General features: G+C 41.3%; 15 protein-coding genes and 1 pseudogene. 3 read left to right on the plus strand and 13 right to left on the minus strand.

Going from position 1 to position 18,668, the window contains the following annotated elements; all coding sequences use genetic code 11:
- Window position 1: 1 nt before the first annotated feature.
- The 4 genes from HMPREF9304_RS02690 to mazG form a co-directional block, all read right to left on the minus strand.
- On the minus strand, window positions 2–310 hold the full coding sequence (locus tag HMPREF9304_RS02690; protein WP_036926259.1) for a T9SS type A sorting domain-containing protein: 309 nt from the start codon (window positions 308–310) through the stop codon (window positions 2–4).
- A 90-nt stretch (window positions 311–400) separates the two neighbouring features.
- The gene (locus tag HMPREF9304_RS02695) at window positions 401–1,318 is read right to left on the minus strand and encodes a ribonuclease Z (protein WP_036926260.1); all 918 of its coding nucleotides are present in this window, start codon (window positions 1,316–1,318) and stop codon (window positions 401–403) included.
- Between the two features lie 39 nt (window positions 1,319–1,357).
- Window positions 1,358–1,936 (minus strand): lipocalin family protein, encoded by a 579-nt coding sequence (locus HMPREF9304_RS02700; RefSeq protein WP_156104747.1) that lies wholly within the window; start codon window positions 1,934–1,936, stop codon window positions 1,358–1,360.
- Window positions 1,937–1,953: 17 nt separating this feature from the next.
- Window positions 1,954–2,817, minus strand: coding sequence for a nucleoside triphosphate pyrophosphohydrolase (mazG, locus tag HMPREF9304_RS02705; RefSeq protein WP_036926262.1), 864 nt, complete (start codon window positions 2,815–2,817; stop codon window positions 1,954–1,956).
- A gap of 100 nt (window positions 2,818–2,917) precedes the next feature.
- On the opposite strand from mazG, the gene HMPREF9304_RS02710 reads away from it, so the two are divergent.
- Both HMPREF9304_RS02710 and HMPREF9304_RS02715 read left to right on the plus strand, forming a co-directional pair.
- Window positions 2,918–5,557 (plus strand): valine--tRNA ligase, encoded by a 2,640-nt coding sequence (locus tag HMPREF9304_RS02710; protein WP_036926263.1) that lies wholly within the window; start codon window positions 2,918–2,920, stop codon window positions 5,555–5,557.
- Between the two features lie 7 nt (window positions 5,558–5,564).
- A complete protein-coding gene (locus HMPREF9304_RS02715; RefSeq protein WP_036926264.1) occupies window positions 5,565–6,788 on the plus strand; it encodes a clostripain-related cysteine peptidase in 1,224 nt (407 codons plus the stop codon).
- 112 nt (window positions 6,789–6,900) lie between these two features.
- Here the strand turns inward: HMPREF9304_RS02715 and HMPREF9304_RS02720 are convergent, their stop codons facing one another.
- From HMPREF9304_RS02720 to pheT, 6 genes are all read right to left on the minus strand, one after another.
- Window positions 6,901–7,362: a hypothetical protein gene (locus HMPREF9304_RS02720; RefSeq protein WP_156104748.1), complete on the minus strand. Its 462-nt coding sequence runs from the start codon at window positions 7,360–7,362 to the stop codon at window positions 6,901–6,903.
- Window positions 7,334–8,047: a hypothetical protein gene (locus HMPREF9304_RS02725; protein ID WP_197061631.1), complete on the minus strand. Its 714-nt coding sequence runs from the start codon at window positions 8,045–8,047 to the stop codon at window positions 7,334–7,336. Before HMPREF9304_RS02725 ends, HMPREF9304_RS02720 begins: the two co-directional genes overlap by 29 nt.
- 371 nt (window positions 8,048–8,418) lie before the next feature.
- Window positions 8,419–9,426 carry a DNA-methyltransferase gene (locus HMPREF9304_RS02735; protein WP_036926269.1) on the minus strand — a complete coding sequence of 336 codons (1,008 nt, stop codon included), beginning with the start codon at window positions 9,424–9,426 and terminating at the stop codon, window positions 8,419–8,421.
- Between the two features lie 416 nt (window positions 9,427–9,842).
- A complete protein-coding gene (locus HMPREF9304_RS02740) occupies window positions 9,843–12,089 on the minus strand; it encodes a GH92 family glycosyl hydrolase (protein ID WP_036926271.1) in 2,247 nt (748 codons plus the stop codon).
- 197 nt (window positions 12,090–12,286) lie between these two features.
- Window positions 12,287–13,012 carry a YebC/PmpR family DNA-binding transcriptional regulator gene (locus tag HMPREF9304_RS02745; protein WP_025072838.1) on the minus strand — a complete coding sequence of 242 codons (726 nt, stop codon included), beginning with the start codon at window positions 13,010–13,012 and terminating at the stop codon, window positions 12,287–12,289.
- A 119-nt stretch (window positions 13,013–13,131) separates the two neighbouring features.
- On the minus strand, window positions 13,132–15,594 hold the full coding sequence (gene pheT, locus HMPREF9304_RS02750; protein ID WP_036926272.1) for a phenylalanine--tRNA ligase subunit beta: 2,463 nt from the start codon (window positions 15,592–15,594) through the stop codon (window positions 13,132–13,134).
- A 438-nt stretch (window positions 15,595–16,032) separates the two neighbouring features.
- Between pheT and HMPREF9304_RS02755 the strand changes: the two genes are divergently transcribed.
- The gene (locus HMPREF9304_RS02755; protein ID WP_036926274.1) at window positions 16,033–16,533 is read left to right on the plus strand and encodes a hypothetical protein; all 501 of its coding nucleotides are present in this window, start codon (window positions 16,033–16,035) and stop codon (window positions 16,531–16,533) included.
- Between the two features lie 7 nt (window positions 16,534–16,540).
- On the opposite strand, the gene HMPREF9304_RS02760 is transcribed toward HMPREF9304_RS02755, so the two are convergent.
- The 3 genes and pseudogenes from HMPREF9304_RS02760 to HMPREF9304_RS02770 form a co-directional block, all read right to left on the minus strand.
- Window positions 16,541–16,879, minus strand: a complete 339-nt coding sequence (locus HMPREF9304_RS02760; RefSeq protein WP_036926275.1) for a hypothetical protein — start codon at window positions 16,877–16,879, stop codon at window positions 16,541–16,543.
- Window positions 16,876–17,220 carry a hypothetical protein gene (locus HMPREF9304_RS02765; protein ID WP_036926277.1) on the minus strand — a complete coding sequence of 115 codons (345 nt, stop codon included), beginning with the start codon at window positions 17,218–17,220 and terminating at the stop codon, window positions 16,876–16,878. Before HMPREF9304_RS02765 ends, HMPREF9304_RS02760 begins: the two co-directional genes overlap by 4 nt.
- A gap of 50 nt (window positions 17,221–17,270) precedes the next feature.
- A pseudogene (locus HMPREF9304_RS02770) lies at window positions 17,271–18,082 on the minus strand (KilA-N domain-containing protein).
- Between the last annotated feature and the right edge of the window lie 586 nt (window positions 18,083–18,668).

Raw genomic sequence — 18,668 nt, forward strand, 5'->3', positions numbered from 1 at the left:
GCTATCTAATAGATATCTTTCTTACCGTTTTGCCCACCTTGATAATGTAGCAACCTTTTGGATAATTCAATTCGTAACGCTTGTCTTGACTATCAATCTTCACACGCATCAGACAAACGCCTGCCACATTATATATCTGTAATACCTGCCCATTTGCACCACTGATATGTAGTACAGACTCCGAAACTGAAATAGAAACATTTTGAAATTCATTTTCAATAGCCTCGAAACCTTCCGACGCTTGCATCGTGATTGGACTGCCAACGAGCAGCGCAAAAGCAAAGGTAATGGATAGTATCTTATGTATCATTGATATATATTCTTTGTGTTCAATGTAACAAAGATACGCAATTTTATGAAAACCAAAAAGCATGAATTAAAATTTATTGCCCGTTTAACTCTATTTAACATCGAAGACCAAGCCTTCATCGGTTAAGAATGAGTTTGGAAAGATATTCTTTGCCTCTTGAAGTAGCACCGACTCGTCGTCGTATCTGGCACTGTAATGCCCCAAAAGCAACTTTCCAACCTTTGCATCGCGCGCCACCATGGCAGCTTGGGCTGCCGTACTGTGTGCGAACATTTCAGCTCGGCTCTCGTTTTCCTGGTCATAAGTAGCTTCATGGTACAGCGTATCCACCCCTTGAACCAATTGGTGCAAGTGAGGAAGATAGCGTGTATCACTGCAATAGGCGTAACTACGGGGCGGTGCAGCAGGGTATGTTAGGCGTTGATTGCTCACTATCTCCCCTTCTGGTGTAGTCCAGTCGGCTCCGTTTTTGATGTTGTTAATTTGGGAAACAGGAATTTCATAGAAGTCAATCATCTCTCTTCGGATATGTGGCAACACAGGTTTCTCCCTAAACAAAAAGCCACAACAAGGGAGACGATGCGCTAAAGGAATGGATTCAACAGTCAAACTTCGGTCTTCATAAATCACCTGATGCTGGGTGGTCTCCACTGCATGAAACTTCACCTCGTATTCCAAGCCTGGACAGAACACGGCAATCTGTGTTTGCAACAAAGCTTCTAACGCTTGCGGAGCATAGATATGGAGCGGTGCAGTGCGCCCCAACATCCCAAAAGTGGAAAGCATACCTATCAAACCAAGGCAATGATCGCCATGTAAGTGGGTGATAAAGACGGCTTGCAGTTTGGTAAATTTGATTTTAGCACGACGGAGTTGTACTTGCGTTCCTTCGCCACAATCGACCATGAACAGTTTCTCACGGATTTCAACAACCTGTGAGGACGGATGGTGTCGCAGCGTTGGCATGGCACTTCCACATCCTAAAATATGAATTCTAAAAGGTTCCAACAGATAAATCTAAACGCAAAACAAAGAGTCAAAAGCCTTCTACTGCTGTTTGTCTCGTTGACGCTTGTAGACAAAAATACCTTTTTTGTTCTCAAGCAACAAACTATCTGCCCCCAAAGTCTTTACTTCAAAGGTATCGGTGTTTAACAGTAGGGCGCCATTGAGGATTTTCCACTTCGTCCACGGATGCGATTCGGCTTTCACGAAAGACTCGACAATACCACCTTCACGAATTTCAAAGTTCTTGTCCAAACTTACCCATCTCCCTAAAAGCGTTGTCAGATTGATTGCTTTCTTCGCAACTAATTCTTGGTTCACTTTTGCTCCAATGACTGCCATGCGGTCGCCTACCATTCTACCTCCTTGAATGTCAGAGACCAATTCTCCATCGGTGTTAATCATATAATCCAGCGTATCGCCAGCATCTGATATCACCTGCAAGGTGTGCATGGCGGTTCCGTCGCCGCAAACGCCATATACAGTAGAGTCTGTAGAAGCTTCTTCATCTTGTGACACCGTGTCCGAAGAGGATGCAGAGCCCTTTTTATCCACGCATCCAACAGCCAAGCTGACTGTCATGAGCACTGCCGCAAATATTTTCAACGTATTTTTCATCATTATTATATTTTGTATTTTTAGTTGTTATCAGATTCTTTTTCCATACGTTTAGCCTCTTCCCAAAGCTCATCCATCTCTGCAAGTGTCAAGTCTTTGAGTTGCTTTCCCGATTTTATGGTTTGGGCTTCGATATGATTAAAGCGTCGAATAAATTTTTGATTAGTGAGCTCCAGTGCGTTTTCAGGATTAAGATGATACAAACGAGCAGCATTAATGACCGAGAAAAGAAAATCTCCCAACTCCTTCGTAGCATGCTCGGCATCGTCTTTCGCTAATTCTTCTTCCAGCTCACTCAATTCTTCACGCACTTTCTTCCAAACGTCTTCTCGCTTTTCCCAGTCAAACCCAACGTTCCGTGCTTTATCTTGAATGCGATAAGCCTTAATGAGAGATGGCAAAGCCTCTGGCACACCTGCCAACACGCTCTTGTTTCCATCTTTTTCTTTTTGCTTAATTTGCTCCCACGTTTTTTCTACTTGCTGCTCCGTCTGCGGTTTAGCAGTGGTTTCGTCCACCCCTGTTTGTGCGTCTAAAACTTCTTTTTTAGGGTCTCCTTCCCAACCAGTCCAATCGATAAATGGATGACGAAACATTAATTTACGGGCTTCCTTATCGCATACATCCGCAATATCATAAGCCCCTGTCTCATCTCCAAGGATAGCGTAGAAGATGACATGCTCCAACACATCACCAAGTTCTTTACAGATATTGACCTTATCCTCTTTCAAGATAGCATCACAAAGCTCGTAAACCTCTTCTATCGTGTGCGGTCTTAAGCTGTGGTAGGTTTGTTTTCTGTCCCAAGGACATTCCTTTCTCAGGCGTTCTTGTACGTCAAGAAGCCGACCAAAAGCCGCTATTTTTTCTTCTCTTGAGTGCATGGCTGAATTTTTATTATTGCAAAAGTAATCATTTTCAATTGAAATTTCGTAATTTTGCAATGTTTTATAAGAATTTATTATTAAAGTAGAAAACGATAAAATGGAATTGGCAAGCAAGTATAATCCACAGGATGTGGAATCTAAATGGTATGAATATTGGCTCAACAACAAATTATTTAGTTCAAAACCTGATGGGCGTGAAGCTTATACGGTGGTCATACCTCCCCCCAATGTCACAGGTGTGCTGCACATGGGACACATGCTTAACAATACCATTCAAGATATTTTAGTGCGCAGAGCACGCATGGAAGGCAAGAATGCCTGTTGGGTTCCTGGCACTGATCATGCCTCGATAGCTACGGAAGCAAAGGTTGTAGCACGATTGGCAGAACAGGGAATCAAGAAAACAGACCTTTCGAGAGACGAGTTTTTGAAACATGCTTGGGACTGGACGCACGAACATGGCGGCATTATTTTGAAGCAGTTACGTCGCTTAGGCGCTTCCTGTGATTGGGATCGCACCGCATTCACGATGGACGAGAAACGTTCGGAAAGCGTTATCAAAGTGTTTTGCGACCTCTACAACAAAGGTCTTATCTACCGTGGAGTACGTATGGTGAATTGGGATCCGCAGGCACAAACAGCTTTGAGCGATGAAGAAGTTATCTATCAAGACGAGCACTCCAAGCTTTATTATCTTCGCTATCATGTAGTTGAAGACCCTGATAAGTTTGCCATCGTCGCTACAACACGTCCCGAAACGATTATGGGTGATACGGCTATGTGCATCAACCCCAATGATCCTAAGAATGCGTGGCTCAAAGGAAAGCACGTTATCGTACCATTAGTAGGACGAGAAATTCCTGTTATCGAGGACGACTATGTGGATATTGAGTTTGGTACTGGATGCTTAAAGGTAACGCCAGCACATGATATTAACGACCATGCCTTGGGTCTGAAACACGGACTTCAAACAATTGACATCTTTAACGATAATGGTACTATTTCTGAAGAAGCAGGAATGTATGTTGGCATGGATCGTATGGACGTGCGCAAGCAAATTGCAAAAGATTTGGAAAAAGCAGGATTGATGGAAAAAGTGGAGGACTACAACAACAAAGTTGGATACTCCGAGCGCACCCATGTACCCATTGAGCCAAAGTTGTCCACACAGTGGTTTTTGAAAATGCAACACTTTGCCGACCTTGCCTTGCAGCCCGTCATGGACGACGATATTCAGTTTTATCCCTCGAAGTATAAAAATACCTATCGTCACTGGCTCGAAAACATCAAAGATTGGTGTATCAGTAGACAGCTGTGGTGGGGACATCGCATTCCTGCTTATTACTTTACAGTCAACGGCAAGCAAGAGGTTGTGGTGGCAGAAACGGCAGAAGTAGCTCTCAAACTGGCTCAACAGAAGGACAGCGCACTCACCATGAACGACATCGAACAAGATAGTGATTGTCTCGACACATGGTTTTCATCGTGGCTATGGCCTATTTCTCTCTTTGACGGCATTAACAATCCTGATAATAAAGAAATTCAATACTACTACCCTACAGCCGACCTCATCACTGGACCTGATATTATTTTCTTTTGGGTGGCACGCATGATTATGGCTGGATATGAGTACAAAGGGCAGATGCCTTTCAGACATGTGTACTTTACGGGTATTGTGCGCGACAAGTTGGGCAGGAAGATGAGCAAGAGCTTGGGTAACTCGCCCGATCCTATTGCACTCATTGATAAGTACGGTGCCGATGGTGTACGCATGGGTATGATGCTCAGTGCACCAGCGGGCAACGACATTCTCTTTGATGAAAGCCTGTGTGAACAAGGTCGTAACTTTAACAACAAGATTTGGAATGCATTCCGATTGGTAAAAGGTTGGGAGGTTACAGATGCCGAACAACCACAAACCAACAAGTTGGCAACAGCTTGGTTCGAGGCTAAGTTGCGCACCACAAACGAAGAAGTGAACGACCTATTCTCGAAATATCGCATCTCCGAGGCACTAATGGTTGTCTACAGGCTCTTTTGGGACGAGTTCTCAAGCTGGTATCTTGAGATGATAAAGCCCGCCTACGGAACACCTATCGATGCGAAGACCTATCAGCAGACTTTGAACTTCTTTGACATCCTCTTAAAAATGCTACATCCTTTCATGCCATTTATCACGGAAGAATTGTGGCAACATTTGTATGAGCGAAAGGAAGGGGAGTCTATCATGACCCAACAGCTTGACATTCCTACGCCTACAGACGATGAAAAATCGCTGACAGAAGAGATTGAAGTGGTCAAACAGATTGTGAGTGGGGTTCGCATGATTAGAAATCAAAAGAACATCTCACCCAAAGAAGAATTAGAATTGGTAGCTATTGGTGACAACCCATTTGCCACCTTTAATGACATTATCATTAAAATGGCTCATTTGTCATCCATACAAACCATGACTGAAAAACCTGCTGACGTGGCACAATTCATGGTTGGTACTAACGAATTTGCCGTTCCTATCGGAAATTTGATTGATGTGGAAGCCGAGTTAAAGAAGCATGAAGACCAACTCAAACATTTGGAAGGCTTCTTAGCTGGTATTCAGAAAAAACTCAGCAACAGTAAATTTGTAGCCAATGCGCCTGAGGCTGTGGTGGCATTGGAGCGCAAGAAACAAAGTGATACGGAAGAGAAAATCGCAGCACTGAAAGTTTCGATGGCAGAACTTAAAAAGAAGAAATAACCGACTGATGCGTAAACAGTTTTTTTTATGGCTCGTCCTACTCTGTACCTTGACGATTACATCGTGTAAGGATGACGATACTATTGACATCAACGACTATAACAAACAAACCATATTAGTCTATATGCCGTGGTCGGGAAGTGCACAACACAAAGGACTGTACAACTTTTTCCTACAAAATTTAGACAGTATCGAATCGGGTGTGAAAGCCCAGAAAGGACTCAAGAACTCCCGCTTAGTGGTATTTCTTAGCAAGTCGCCCACCGAATCAGAACTGTACGAGGTTGGTTATGTCAACAAACAAATAACGCACACCCCTATCAAGACCTATTCGGGAAAAGCATATACTACGGCTGAAGGTATTGCCCAAATCATCAATGACACGAAAACAGCGGCAGAAGCGCTCAACTATGCACTCATCATTGGATGCCACGGCACTGGTTGGACATACAAAGAAAACTGGAAAGACTACCCCTACAATGCAAAGCGGTATGTTTTTTCTACTCGTCAGCAACCCACGTATTGGGAACAGACTCGATTCTTTGGAAGTGTAGACGACATTCTTAATTATGCCACAGACATAGAGACCTTGGCAAAAGGAATCGCTCAAACGGGCACAAAGATGCAATACATTCTGTTTGACGATTGCTACATGGCAAATGTTGAAACAGCCTATATGCTCAAAGACGTGACTAATTTCCTTGTTGGCTCTACCAGTGAGATTATGGCTGTTGGCATGCCGTATGCGGATATGTGGAGCAGTTTGGCATCGCCCACTCCCAACTATGGCGCTATAGTGAAGAAGTTTCATGACTTCTACTCCAATTACCGAGTGCCGTCTGGCACAATTGCCGCTATCGATTGCCGAGAGGTAGAAGCCTTAGCTGCAGTGATGAAGGACATCAATGCGAAATATTCGTTGGACGACTCGTTGCGAGACAGTGTTCAAGTACTCGATGGCTTTAAGGCAGGTATATTCTTCGACATGGGCGATTACGTGAAGTGGCTTTGTAAGAACAAGAACCTTCGTGAACGTTTCAACCAACAGCTCACGAAAACGGTACGCCATCAAAGTCATACGGACACGATTTATTCATACATTTATCCGTTTGAAGGTCCCAAATATATCCCTGTGAAAACCTTTAGTGGATTAACCATTTCAGATCCCACCATTCATGTTGCGCCATTACGTGGCATACAAAACACTGCGTGGTGGAAAGCTACGCATTAAAGAACATTGTTTCGTGAGACGAGTAAACCACATCCAAAGTCAGATTTGCTTGATTGGAGTGGCTACTAAATTAGTGGTTATTGCTTTGTTGACAATCTTGAATATATGTTATTTAACGATTAAGCAATTCTTGCAGGAATGTTTCTGATTTTGTGATATCAATATCATTGACAAAACTTTGTTCATTCAGCATTTCGTCTATTGCTGTTCCATTAAACTGAGCAGCACCTCTTGTATTCCTTCCTGCCCAGTGGAATTGCAAAATTGTATTATCTATTAATTTGCCATGGTATACTGAACACAAAAGCGTTTTGAAGATGGATTCCTCATTAACTCCAATGAAAAAGAACAAGAATAAACTCTTGGAATCTGCCATTTGCATAAGAAACTTATCTATATTATATGCCTTAGGATTTGAGTTCAGATATATGACTTTTGTTTTAATATCGGTATATGTATCGCCATTATCAAATTCACGATAGTAGTCACCTAAACCATTCTTCGTGTCATAGGAAGGTAATGCTGCTTCGAGATTATGCAAATTATTAATAAATTTGCTGTCTTTCGACATCATCTGATGTAATCAGGCTCTCTATAAGTCTGCCTCGAATATTTGTATTTTCAATATGAGAAGCAATAAGGATTTCCTTTCTACACTTATTGCAACGTTCGTTCAAATCGTCTTCAAGAACATTGAATTGCTTTGAGCTTACAAAAGCAGATGCTCTGCTGATAGAATCAAATATGTTTGACTTTTCTGTCTCTGTAGGTTCAAACTTTTGATTAACAGGCTGAATGCTTGAAGATGCATCAACCAAACGAGAAAGGTTGTCTTCCCAGTCCAATCCCTTATGAAGTGCAAACAAGTAATCAAAGTTTTCTGGGGCATTCTGTCTGTTGTCGTAATTTCGCATTATGTCAGAACCATTAAAACTTCCCTTTATATTCGTCATACTAAGTTCTTGTGAACTATGGCTTATCTTTTTAAGGAAAGTAGTATTTGCAAGAAGTATCAAATTTGTTGAAGACTGACGAACCAGTACAACAAAGAAGGGAATCTTGTCATATTTTTCAAGTGCAGACAAACTTAGAACTGTATTGCTGAATGAATCAGAAGCTGATTTAGAGTAACTAAACCTTACTGCGAAGTACTCATTATGATACACCTTTCTATCTTTTGTGAGATTGAAATGTGCGCATACGTTATCTTCAACAACTTGCTTATTGTGTTGTGGAGCATGATTAACAATGTAGTCCACAAATTCTCTACATCTTAAATTCATTTTAATTAGCCTCCCAATATGATTTAATAGAACTAAACCAAGTTTTACGTTCTCCTATTTTCGATAACTCTTCATCATAAAACATGAATAGTTTATCACTAAGCGATAGCATCCACGATTTACTTTTTATAGTATCATTTTCAAGAAATACCAAAGTGTTTACATTAGCTATTTGAATTTGTCCCCAACCGAGAACACACACAGTTAGACAATTGTTATTAAATGTTTCAATTCTCTTGAAATGAAAGTTTTGGTATTCAATATTACCAATGATTGCTTTGTACGAGACAATAAGAATATAAAAAAATATTCTTATCTTCATTTTTGTACAAGGTAGCAAACCTTACTTAGTCAAATAAAGAAGGACTATCTTTTAGCTCTTTTACTTTTTTATTTATTTTAGATTGTATTTGTTGCTTTTTCTGATCGCCCAAAGAATTTCTTTCCCAAAATACACCATCTTCATATCCTTGGATTGTATTATTACTAATAGCATTCATCAAGCGTTTAACAGCCCAATAGCAATATTCTCTGTTGATCTCTACTCCGCAATAACTTCTACCCAATTTTTGAGCAACAACAGCAGTTGTTCCACTACCTAAAAATGGGTCAAAAATTTTGTCGCCAAGCTTGGTTGATGCAAGTACTAACTTGGCATACAACTTTTCAGGCTTTTGAGTTGGATGGTCGGTATTCTCTGGCATTGACCAAAAAGGTATGCTAATATCATCCCAAAAATTAGAAGGATATGTAATTCGGAAATTACCATTCTCTGTTTCCTCCCAATCTTTTGGATTTCCATCCACTTTGTAAGGAGCTATAACTTTACGCTTCATCATAACAGCATCAACGTCAAAATAATAATCTTTAGGATTTCTCACTGCAAACCAAATATCTTCCATGGCATTTTTCCAATTAAACTTTGCACCTCTTCCCTTTTCTCTTTGCCATGTTATACGATTTATAACCGTTAAGCGTTCTTCAATGACTCTTTGCATTGATGAAGTACACTTCCAATCTCCACACACATAGAGTGATCCGTTTGGAGCAAGTTTGTCGCAAACTTTGTAAAACCAACTTCTGAGATAGTCTTCATACGCATCAGATTTCATGCTTGAAAACTTCTTTCCGTGGAAATCTTTGTCAAGATTATATGGAGGATCTATAATTATCAAATTGAAATACCCGTTAGGAATATAATCAAGGCAATCAAAGAGATCTGCATTGATAATTGAGTCATCTACAAATGATTTTTTAATATCATTTGCAGAAAGAATAAATTTTTCCAATGTTGGTATTTCGCTTGCTGAAACAGTCAGTGTCCTGTTTCTTTCAGCACGAACTTTCTCGGTCATATTAAATATTATTACTTACTAACAAATCTTTTACATCAACATTAAGTGCATTGACAATTCGTTCATCTTTCACAGCGGTTCTTTTTTCTTGTGATATGGAATATGTTTTTATATACGGAATCCTTGTTGCCATATACCTATAAAAACAAAAACGACCCGCACATTTGAGCATCGTTGAGAGGCTTGGCGGGTTCTCGTATTGCAAAGATACGAATAATCATTGATAATCCAAGCTTTTCAGCAGGAAAAAACATCAGAAGATAAATATCTTTATGATTGGTTATATAATTTTCCAACTTGTAATATTGAATCAAAGAGTACGGAAGGGAAATCTTACAACAAAATCGGGGCTGCTCAATAAACACAAATGATTGATACTTATTGAGCAGCCCCGAAGTATAACGCACTCTCTCGGATTATTTTGCACTCACAGGTCTATGCTGCATTGCTTTTCCAAAACTCTTATTGGGGCGATTGCTCATTTGGAAGTTAAGTACTCCTCCTTTCATCACGTCATTGTAAGTAATGTAAGAAGTCTTCAAGTTTCTACCATTTAATTGAGCCGACTTGATATATACATTTTTGTCGTTATTGTTGGGTGCAGTAATCACAAATGTCTTACCCTCAGGCAGATGAATCGTTGCCTTCTTAAACAACGGACTACCAAAAACAAAAATGCCATTAGATGGATTCACCTGATAAAATCCTAACGCTGACATGATATGCCAAGCTGACATTTGCCCACAATCTTCGTTACCACAGTATCCATCTGGCTCATCGGTATAGAACTTGTTTTGGAGCATTCTCACCTTTTCTGCTGTCTTATACGGTTGTCCTGCATAGACATATAAATAAGGTGTATGATGATTGGGTTCGTTACCATGTGCATACTGTCCCACCATACCAGACACATCAGGTGGAGCTCCTTCTCCTAGATCCCCTTCGGCAACAAACAACTCATCAAGATTCTTCACAAAAGCGGCATCTCCACCATGCGCCTTAATCAGCCCATCGGGATCTTGTGGCACCATAAAGGTATATTGCCAGCCATTTCCCTCACAGAAATCTCCTACCCCATCTCTTTCGTTCGCTAAAAATGGGTCGTAAGGTTCGTACCATGAGCCATCTTTCATCTTTGGATGAATCTTATTTATTTTTGAATCGAAAATTGTTTGATACGACAAAGCACGCTTCAAGAAAGTTTGGTAAACATCCATTCGTCCCATCTTCTTTGCCATGAGTGCAATACCCATATCGTCTGCTGCATATTCTAACTGTATCGAGGTTGCCTCCTTAATAGCATCGGCTGGGATATATCCATAGTGCATAAAGTCTTTCACACCGTTTTGTTTTGGATTCGTAGCCGTGGATATCATATAGTCTAACGCTTTATTGGCATCGAAGCCACCAATCCCTTTTAAGTAAGCATCGGCAATCACTGGCACGGAACTATAGCCTGGCATACAATTCGTCTCACCCGAATACAATGGCCATATAGGCAGCTTTCCATTTTGATCGTAGATGCTCAGCATGGAGTTCATCATATCTGGAACTTCCTTTCTCGCTATGATTGTAAACAGCGGATGCAATGTACGATAAGTATCCCATAACGAGAGCGTCGTGTAATTCTTGAATTTATTATTTTTATATACCTTGTCGTCTATGCCTCTAAAGTCTCCGTTGACGTCGCAATATAAATTAGGTGCGATAAAGGCATGGTACATGGCTGTATAGAAAATTGTTTTTTGTCGAGGTGTCCCTTCAATTTCTATTCGTGATAACACGTCGTTCCACTTTTGTTTCGCTACCTGATGAACGTCATCGAAGTTCCATCCCGTCATCTCCTTTTCTAAGTTGAGCTTTGCATTGGTGCAACTCACGGACGAGATAGCTACCTTTACCAAGAGTTCTTTCATTCCGTCTTTGAACGTTGCAACTGCTTTCACATCACGTCCTTGCAACTCATCGGTACCCGCAGGTGTATTCAAGTGAAACACATCAAGTGATTGGATTGGTTGATTGAACTTGGCATAAAAGAAAACCTTGTGTTGGGGTGCCCAACCATTGACAAAACGATATCCCTCAACTGTGGTATCGTCAATTTTGCAAATATAGGCTTCATAGGTGTTATTTCCGATACCATTGAACAAATCTATCAATACGCGTGGGGTTTCTGCCTTTGTATAATTGTAGCGATGCACCCCCACACGCTCTGTTGTTGTCAGTTCTACATTTACACCGTTATCCAATTTTACGGCATAGTAACCAGGTGATACAACTTCATTGTCGTGTGAGAATTTCGACGAAGCGGCACCCTCAAGGTTATGATCATCTCCTCGTTTGGTTCGCATCTCACCTGAGTAGGGCATCAAGCTGATGTCGCCCAAATCATCACAACCTGTACCACTCAAGTGGTTATGACTAAACCCGATAATAACACTATCACTGTAATGATAGCCCGAGCACCAATCCCAACCCTTAAAGATGTTCATCGGTCCTAACTGAACGGCACTAAAAGGTACATTCGCTCCCACAAAGACATGACCGTGACCTCCGGAACCAATAATGGGATTTACAAATTGGGTATAATCTTTTTTGGCATTTAATGGCAATGCTGCCAACAGTAAGTTTAATAAAAAGATAAAACAACGACTTCTTTTCATACAAAAAAATAAAAGGTTAAGATTTAGGATAATTACAGTTCAGGATATCAGAAGTACAAATGTGCAGTTCGTCATCCTCGTTCACTTCATGGTTGTTGCAGAGGACTTGAACTGCGCTATTGAAATAAAATGCAAGCGAGCCATTCATCATTGAAGACGCCATGCTCCGAATGATGAATGGCCGTCGCATCAAATGCTTATTCTGGTTGCATATTGGTGTACACCGTCTGAACATCATCAAACTCTTCCAACTTCTCAATCATCTTGTCAAGAGTTTCACGTTCTTCTGGTGTCACATTCTTCAAGTCGTTAGGGATGTAAGTAAACTCTCCACCAGTCACCTCAAACCCTTCTTCCTCTAAATGCTTTTGGATATCACCAAAGCTGGTTGGTGCGCCGTAAATGGTCACCTCATTGGCTTCTTCGTCCTCATCGTATTCATCTTCGACACCGTAATCGATGAGATCAAGGATTAACTCATCCATATCGAGATTTTCTTTCTTCTTAAAAGTAAACACAGACTTATGATCAAACAAGAAAGCCAAAGAACCTGTGGTACCCAAATTTCCATTAAACTTGTTGAATACAGAACGAACATCACCTACAGTTCGAGTGGTGTTGTCGGTCAGCGTATCCACCAAAATGGCAACTCCGTGTGGACCATAGCCCTCATAAGTTACTTCCTTATAATCGCTCTGGTCTTTACCAAGTGCATTTTTGATAGCACGGTCAATGTTGTCCTTAGGCATGTTCTCACGCTTAGCATTAGCAATGATGGCACGCAGTGTAGGGTTGTTTTCTGGCTCTGGTCCACCTGCTTTCACAGCAATGGCGATTTGTTTACCAATCTTCGTAAACGTACGAGCCATGTGTCCCCAACGTTTCAGTTTTGTTGCTTTACGATATTCAAATGCTCTTCCCATTGAATTTATTAATTAAAATCCTCTTCACCTAAAGAGGTCATGAACGTATTGCTACGTCACGAATTGTTATTATTAATGAATTATTGATATATCAACGTCAATCACTTCACGAAAACCTCTTACCGCAACTCTGCACCTAAATTCTTGGTGAGGTTTTTGATAAGTTTCTGCATTATTGCATCAATCTGCTTGTCGTTCAAGGTTTTCTGTTCATCTTGCAAAATAAAGTTCACCGCATAGCTCTTCTTGCCTTCTGGCAAGTTCTTCCCCTCGTAAACATCAAAGAGTTCCACCCGCTTCAACAGTTTCTTTTCTGTTTGAAAAGCAATCTCTTCAATCTTTTCGAAAGGAATTGCTTGGTCTAACAGCAACGCCAAATCTCGACTTACAGCAGGGAATTTAGACAATTCCTTAAACTCAACCTTCTGTTTGCGAATAGCTTTCATCACCGTAGACCAGTGGATATCGGCATAATACACTGTTGCAGAGATACCCACAGTTTTTAATAATCGGGGACATACCACGCCTAACTCAACCATAGGCTTTCCTCCACGATTCTTCATCGTCAAGCCTTCCGAGAAAATATTGTTATCGCTCTTTTCCGAGATGCACAGCCCAGCTGGCACACCCAAGCGTGCAAAGATATTTTCTACATAAGCTTTGAGTTCAAAGAACGAACTATCTTCATCTGCATGCGCCCAACTTCCTTCTACTCGCTTTCCTGTTATCCACAATCCTAAATGTGTTTCCTGTTTGTAGGCGTTAATAGGATTGTCTGCATCCAAACGAGCTGCATCGAAATGATAGCAATTACCAAACTCGAAAAGTCGCAAGTTCGCATTTTTACGGTTGACGTTTCTCGCAATACTTTCCAAGCCACCAAATAACAACGTCTGTCGCATCACACCCAAATCACTGCTCAACGGATTCATTACTTTCACCGTTGTTTCCTCCGCATACTGATTCAAATCTTGGTAATAAGCTACTTTTGTGAGCGAGTTATTTAAGATTTCGTGGAAGCCACTACCCACCAATTGTTCACCAATCAGATTTTCCAAATGCTGTTTCTCGTCTTCTTCGCCTAAGATAGTCAACGAACTTTTCAATTGTTGTGGTATCTCCACATTATTATATCCGTAGATGCGTAAGATATCCTCCACCACATCGCATGGTCGCTGCACGTCAACACGATAGGTCGGTATGGACAATTCCAGTCCTTCTGCTGTTTCCTGAAGGATTTCCATTTCAAGATTTGTCACAATCTCTTTTATCGTATCATGACCTATCTCTTTACCTATCAGCCCATTAACATAGCTATATGAAAGTGATACTTTCGCATTTTCTATCGGTTCAGGATAAACATCCTTTATCTGCATACTCACCTTACCACCAGCCAACTGTTGACAAAGTATCGCTGCCTGTTTGAGTGCGTAGATAACACCATTAGGATCAATACCACGCTCGAAACGATAACTGGCATCTGTGCTCAATCCGTGACGACGCGCACTCTTGCGAATCCAAGTGGGATGGAAATAGGCACTCTCTAAAACCACGTTCCTCGTGCTGTTGTAAGTACCACTTCCTTTACCGCCAAAGATACCTGCAATACACATGGGATGTTCCGCATTGCAAATACTTAAATCGTGTTCACCCAGCGTATGCTCTTCACCATCGAGCGTTTCAAACTTTGTTCCGTCGGGTTGTGTGCGCACTACTATCCGGTTGCCCTCCACCATGTCGGCATCAAAGCAATGCATCGGCTGCCCATACGCCATCATGATGTAGTTCGTAATGTCTACAATGTTGTTGACAGGTCGCAATCCGATGACCCGCAACTTATCTTGTAGCCATTCTGGACTGTCTTTCACCTCACAATCCGTCAGCGAAATACAGGCATAGCGTTTACAGGCTTGTGTATTTTCTATTTGTACATCAATGGGCAAATCCTCGTTATCAACCTGAAAGGCATCACAATTAGGGCGATGCAAGTTAGTGGCATAACCATTTTGTTTCAACCACGCATACAAGTCACGTGCCACGCCATAATGAGAAAGTGCATCAGAACGGTTTGCCGTGATATCAATTTCTATCACCCAATCGCTTTCTAAATGATAATATTCTGCGGCGGGCTGACCCACTGGTGCATCTTCAGGAAGGACAATAATTCCATCGTGTGAAGTTCCAACACCTATCTCGTCTTCTGCACAAATCATGCCGTATGAGTCGACACCACGAAGTTTGCTTTTCTTGATTGTGAATGATTCTTCACCATTATATAAAACGCAACCTACATCGGCAACAATAACTTTCTGTCCTGCGGCTACATTTGGCGCACCACAGACAATCTGAGAAGGCTGCTCTTTTCCTAAATCTACGGTTGTAATATGAAGGTGATCGGAATTAGGGTGCATTTCACAGGTAAGCACTTTACCAACATACAGCCCCTTCAAACCGCCTTTAATGGATTGAACTTCTTCCAAGGCATCTACCTCAAGACCGCAGGATGTGAGTGCATCTGCCACCTCTTGGGGTGTCAAATCGAAGTCAACGTACTCTTTGAGCCATTTATATGAAACATTCATGATAATATGAATTTATTTTTGTGTACTATAAACTTTGCAAAAGTACTAAAAAAACGGCAGTTGGACAAATGTTACTCTAAAAAATAAAGGCAAAAGAAAAACGCCTGCAGTTCATCCTCAAATCCGCAACTAAGCCCTTGAACGTCCTTATTGCGTTTACACATCCTCTCATTATTGAATTTGCAGATAATGTGGAGTCAAATTGCTCCATGATTGAAAATAATCCCCAAAAGGAGTGAGTCTCTCAGATTTAATTTGTATTTTTGCCATGTCTATCGTCGGATTCTCTTGTTTATTTTTGCAACACTATGATAAGTGAATTCTTCGACATGGCAAAATCCTGAGCAACTTTTTGCTGCTCAGGTACTTAAAAAGTTTAATTTATAGTGTTGCGGAATTAAGGCTCTTTTGAGTTTTACCGGACAGCAATAAAACGGTATGAATACTAAGGAATTGGAACAACTTAAAGAGGATGGCTTTTGTGGGTTTAAGACTGTTGCAGAGTTACGGAAGAATATCAACATAGTGCCCGAACTTACCGGGGTGTATGTCTTGTTACGCCCGAATGATGATGAGCCTGTTTTTCTTGAAAAGGGCACTGGTGGTTTCTTCAAGAAAAAGAATCCGAATGTCGCTTTTCCCAAATTAGGTGCTAAATGGGTTAGAGACACTTCAATTGTTTATATTGGAAAAGCCGACATTTCACCCAAAACGGGTGAGAGAGGGTTGAGGAAAAGATTGAAAGAATATCTGGACTTCGGACAAGGGCAGAATATTGGACATTGGGGTGGCCGATATGTCTGGCAGTTGAAAGATTCAGCCGAGTTAGTCGTCTGTTGGAAACGAGTGGATGGCAATGCAGAACAAGTGGAAAAACAAATGATTATAGCCTTCCATGAAAAGCACGGAAAATATCCATTTGCTAACTTACGGTTGTAAATCCCAATTACGGCTCGTCATAAAGTTCACGGTCGCCCTCCGAACGGTCAACAAATTCCTCGTCATATTCCTCGCCAGGGATAAGGTCATCAAAGTCGGGATTGTCATAAGAGTCGCTATCGGCATCTTTGCTCGTCGTTGGGCTTAATGCGCCAGTGACGATTCTATTTCTACGTATTATTGTATCGGCTCTGAATGAAGCAGGAGTAAGATGCTTGATTTCTTGCCTTACTTGCCTCGCTTGTTTTTCTTCATTATACTGGTAAACAGCCAGCACAATGAAGAAAAGGGCGACAATGATCAGGCAACCCGCTGCGGTTTTCTTTTCTGTCTTATCTTTATTCATGTTAGGCTCTCCTCTTTCCAATAGGCTTTGCAGTCAAAGCAAAAGCAGTTTCCATATTCGTCTATTGTCGTATTTCCGCTAAAGCAGTAAGGGCAATGTGGGATGCTGTTAAAATCTTCTTGTGACACTTGTCTTGGTTTCCTCTTTGGGGTATCGCTGTTGTAATCTTCACCGTAATAAATCGCGAACGCAAGGATGATACACAACACGGCAAGTAATGCACTGAGTGTGGAGCCCTCGCCCATTCCAAAGACATTCACGCAGATTGCAATAGTCAACGTTTCCATTGCAATGACGAGCAACACCCTTGCTAAGCATCCCGTAAATCCTCGTATTCTCATTTGCTTTACTATCGTGTTTATACTTTTGTAAATGCTTATAATACAAGATGCTACTTTAATAGATTTCTACTCCCGTTCCCTTCTAAAATTTGCATCTGCTGAATCGCTATCTGATTGAGTTTCATAAGCCTCTCGCCTTGTGGTACACCATCATTGATAAGCACGGCATTGATATTTTCCATGTTCGACAGGCATATAAGTTCGTTGATGGTAGCATAGTCGCGGATATTGCCTTTCAAGTCGGGATTCGCCTCTCGCCATTGCTTGGCGGTCATGCCGAACATAGCCACATTTAGCACGTCGGCTTCCTCTGCATAGATAATGCTAGCCTGTACAGAAGTTATCTCTTCTGGTATTAAATGGCTCTTGATGGCATCAGTATGGATGCGGTAATTGATTTTGGATAGTTCTCTCTTGGCAGTCCAACCTAATAGTTTCTGCTCTTCCTCTTTTAACCGTTGGAATCCTCTATAAGATAGAGTTTGAAGGTCACACTAATTGCAGTTCCAAACTCAAAGGCAATATCTTTGAACGCATACGTTCCTCCATATCGCCCCTTTTTTACAATGATACCAATGGCATTTGTCTTTTCTATCCACTCGCTGGCACTGATGGCAAATGTGGGCAGACCTGCTTGCATCCTAAAGTGGTCAAATTCGACCACATTAAAATTCGGGTTGTGTATCATCTCCCATGTACCCAGGAACTCGATGGTATAACGATTCCGCAGCCAGTTCTTAATGATGTCTGCTGCACGGCTCTCACTTTGCTTGGCATTAGCCATATCGGTGAGCGATATGTATTCTTTGTCGTTATAAGACAAGACCGTTATTTCAGTATCTTGGACGGTAATCTTTGCCATTGGGTCGTTCTATTATATATTATGTGTGTAAAGGTAGCGCAAAATCACGAGACAAAAGAACAAAAGGAGAAAAAACCTCAAAAGTTTTGTAATCTCCCTCAAATCCGCACCTAAGTCCTTCAACGTCCTTCTTGCGCGTACACGTTCTCTCATTACTGAATTCTCAGATAAATTGAGGCTGAAACACCCATTTCTGCCTACCTTCATCCCCTTACCCCACAATGCAACTCGAGGCAATATGCAGTATCATACCCATAAGTTGAAGGCGTTATCCAAAATCAGTCTGGAACACATCTGCGTAAGCATTATTACAGGACATAATCCACAATCAGCGCTGAAGCGATTGATAATGAGCCCATTCTGTTCAAATCTCTCAAAGAACGATTGGTCAACTTTTCCGTTGTTATTCTATATTTCGGAGACAAAAGAACACAGCGGTTGCTCACTGCTCTTGCATTGAATCACGAAATTCTAACAACGAACGACCATCAAAAAACAGCTGCTGTAATATTGGCAGCACACCGCATGGAAGGAAAATAAATGCTGAATTTTCTTTACAAAGTGCCTCTCAAAACTCGCGTGAAAA

It is taken from the genome of Hoylesella timonensis S9-PR14, from assembly GCF_000762405.1.
In the GTDB taxonomy this organism is placed as follows: domain Bacteria; phylum Bacteroidota; class Bacteroidia; order Bacteroidales; family Bacteroidaceae; genus Prevotella; species Prevotella timonensis_A.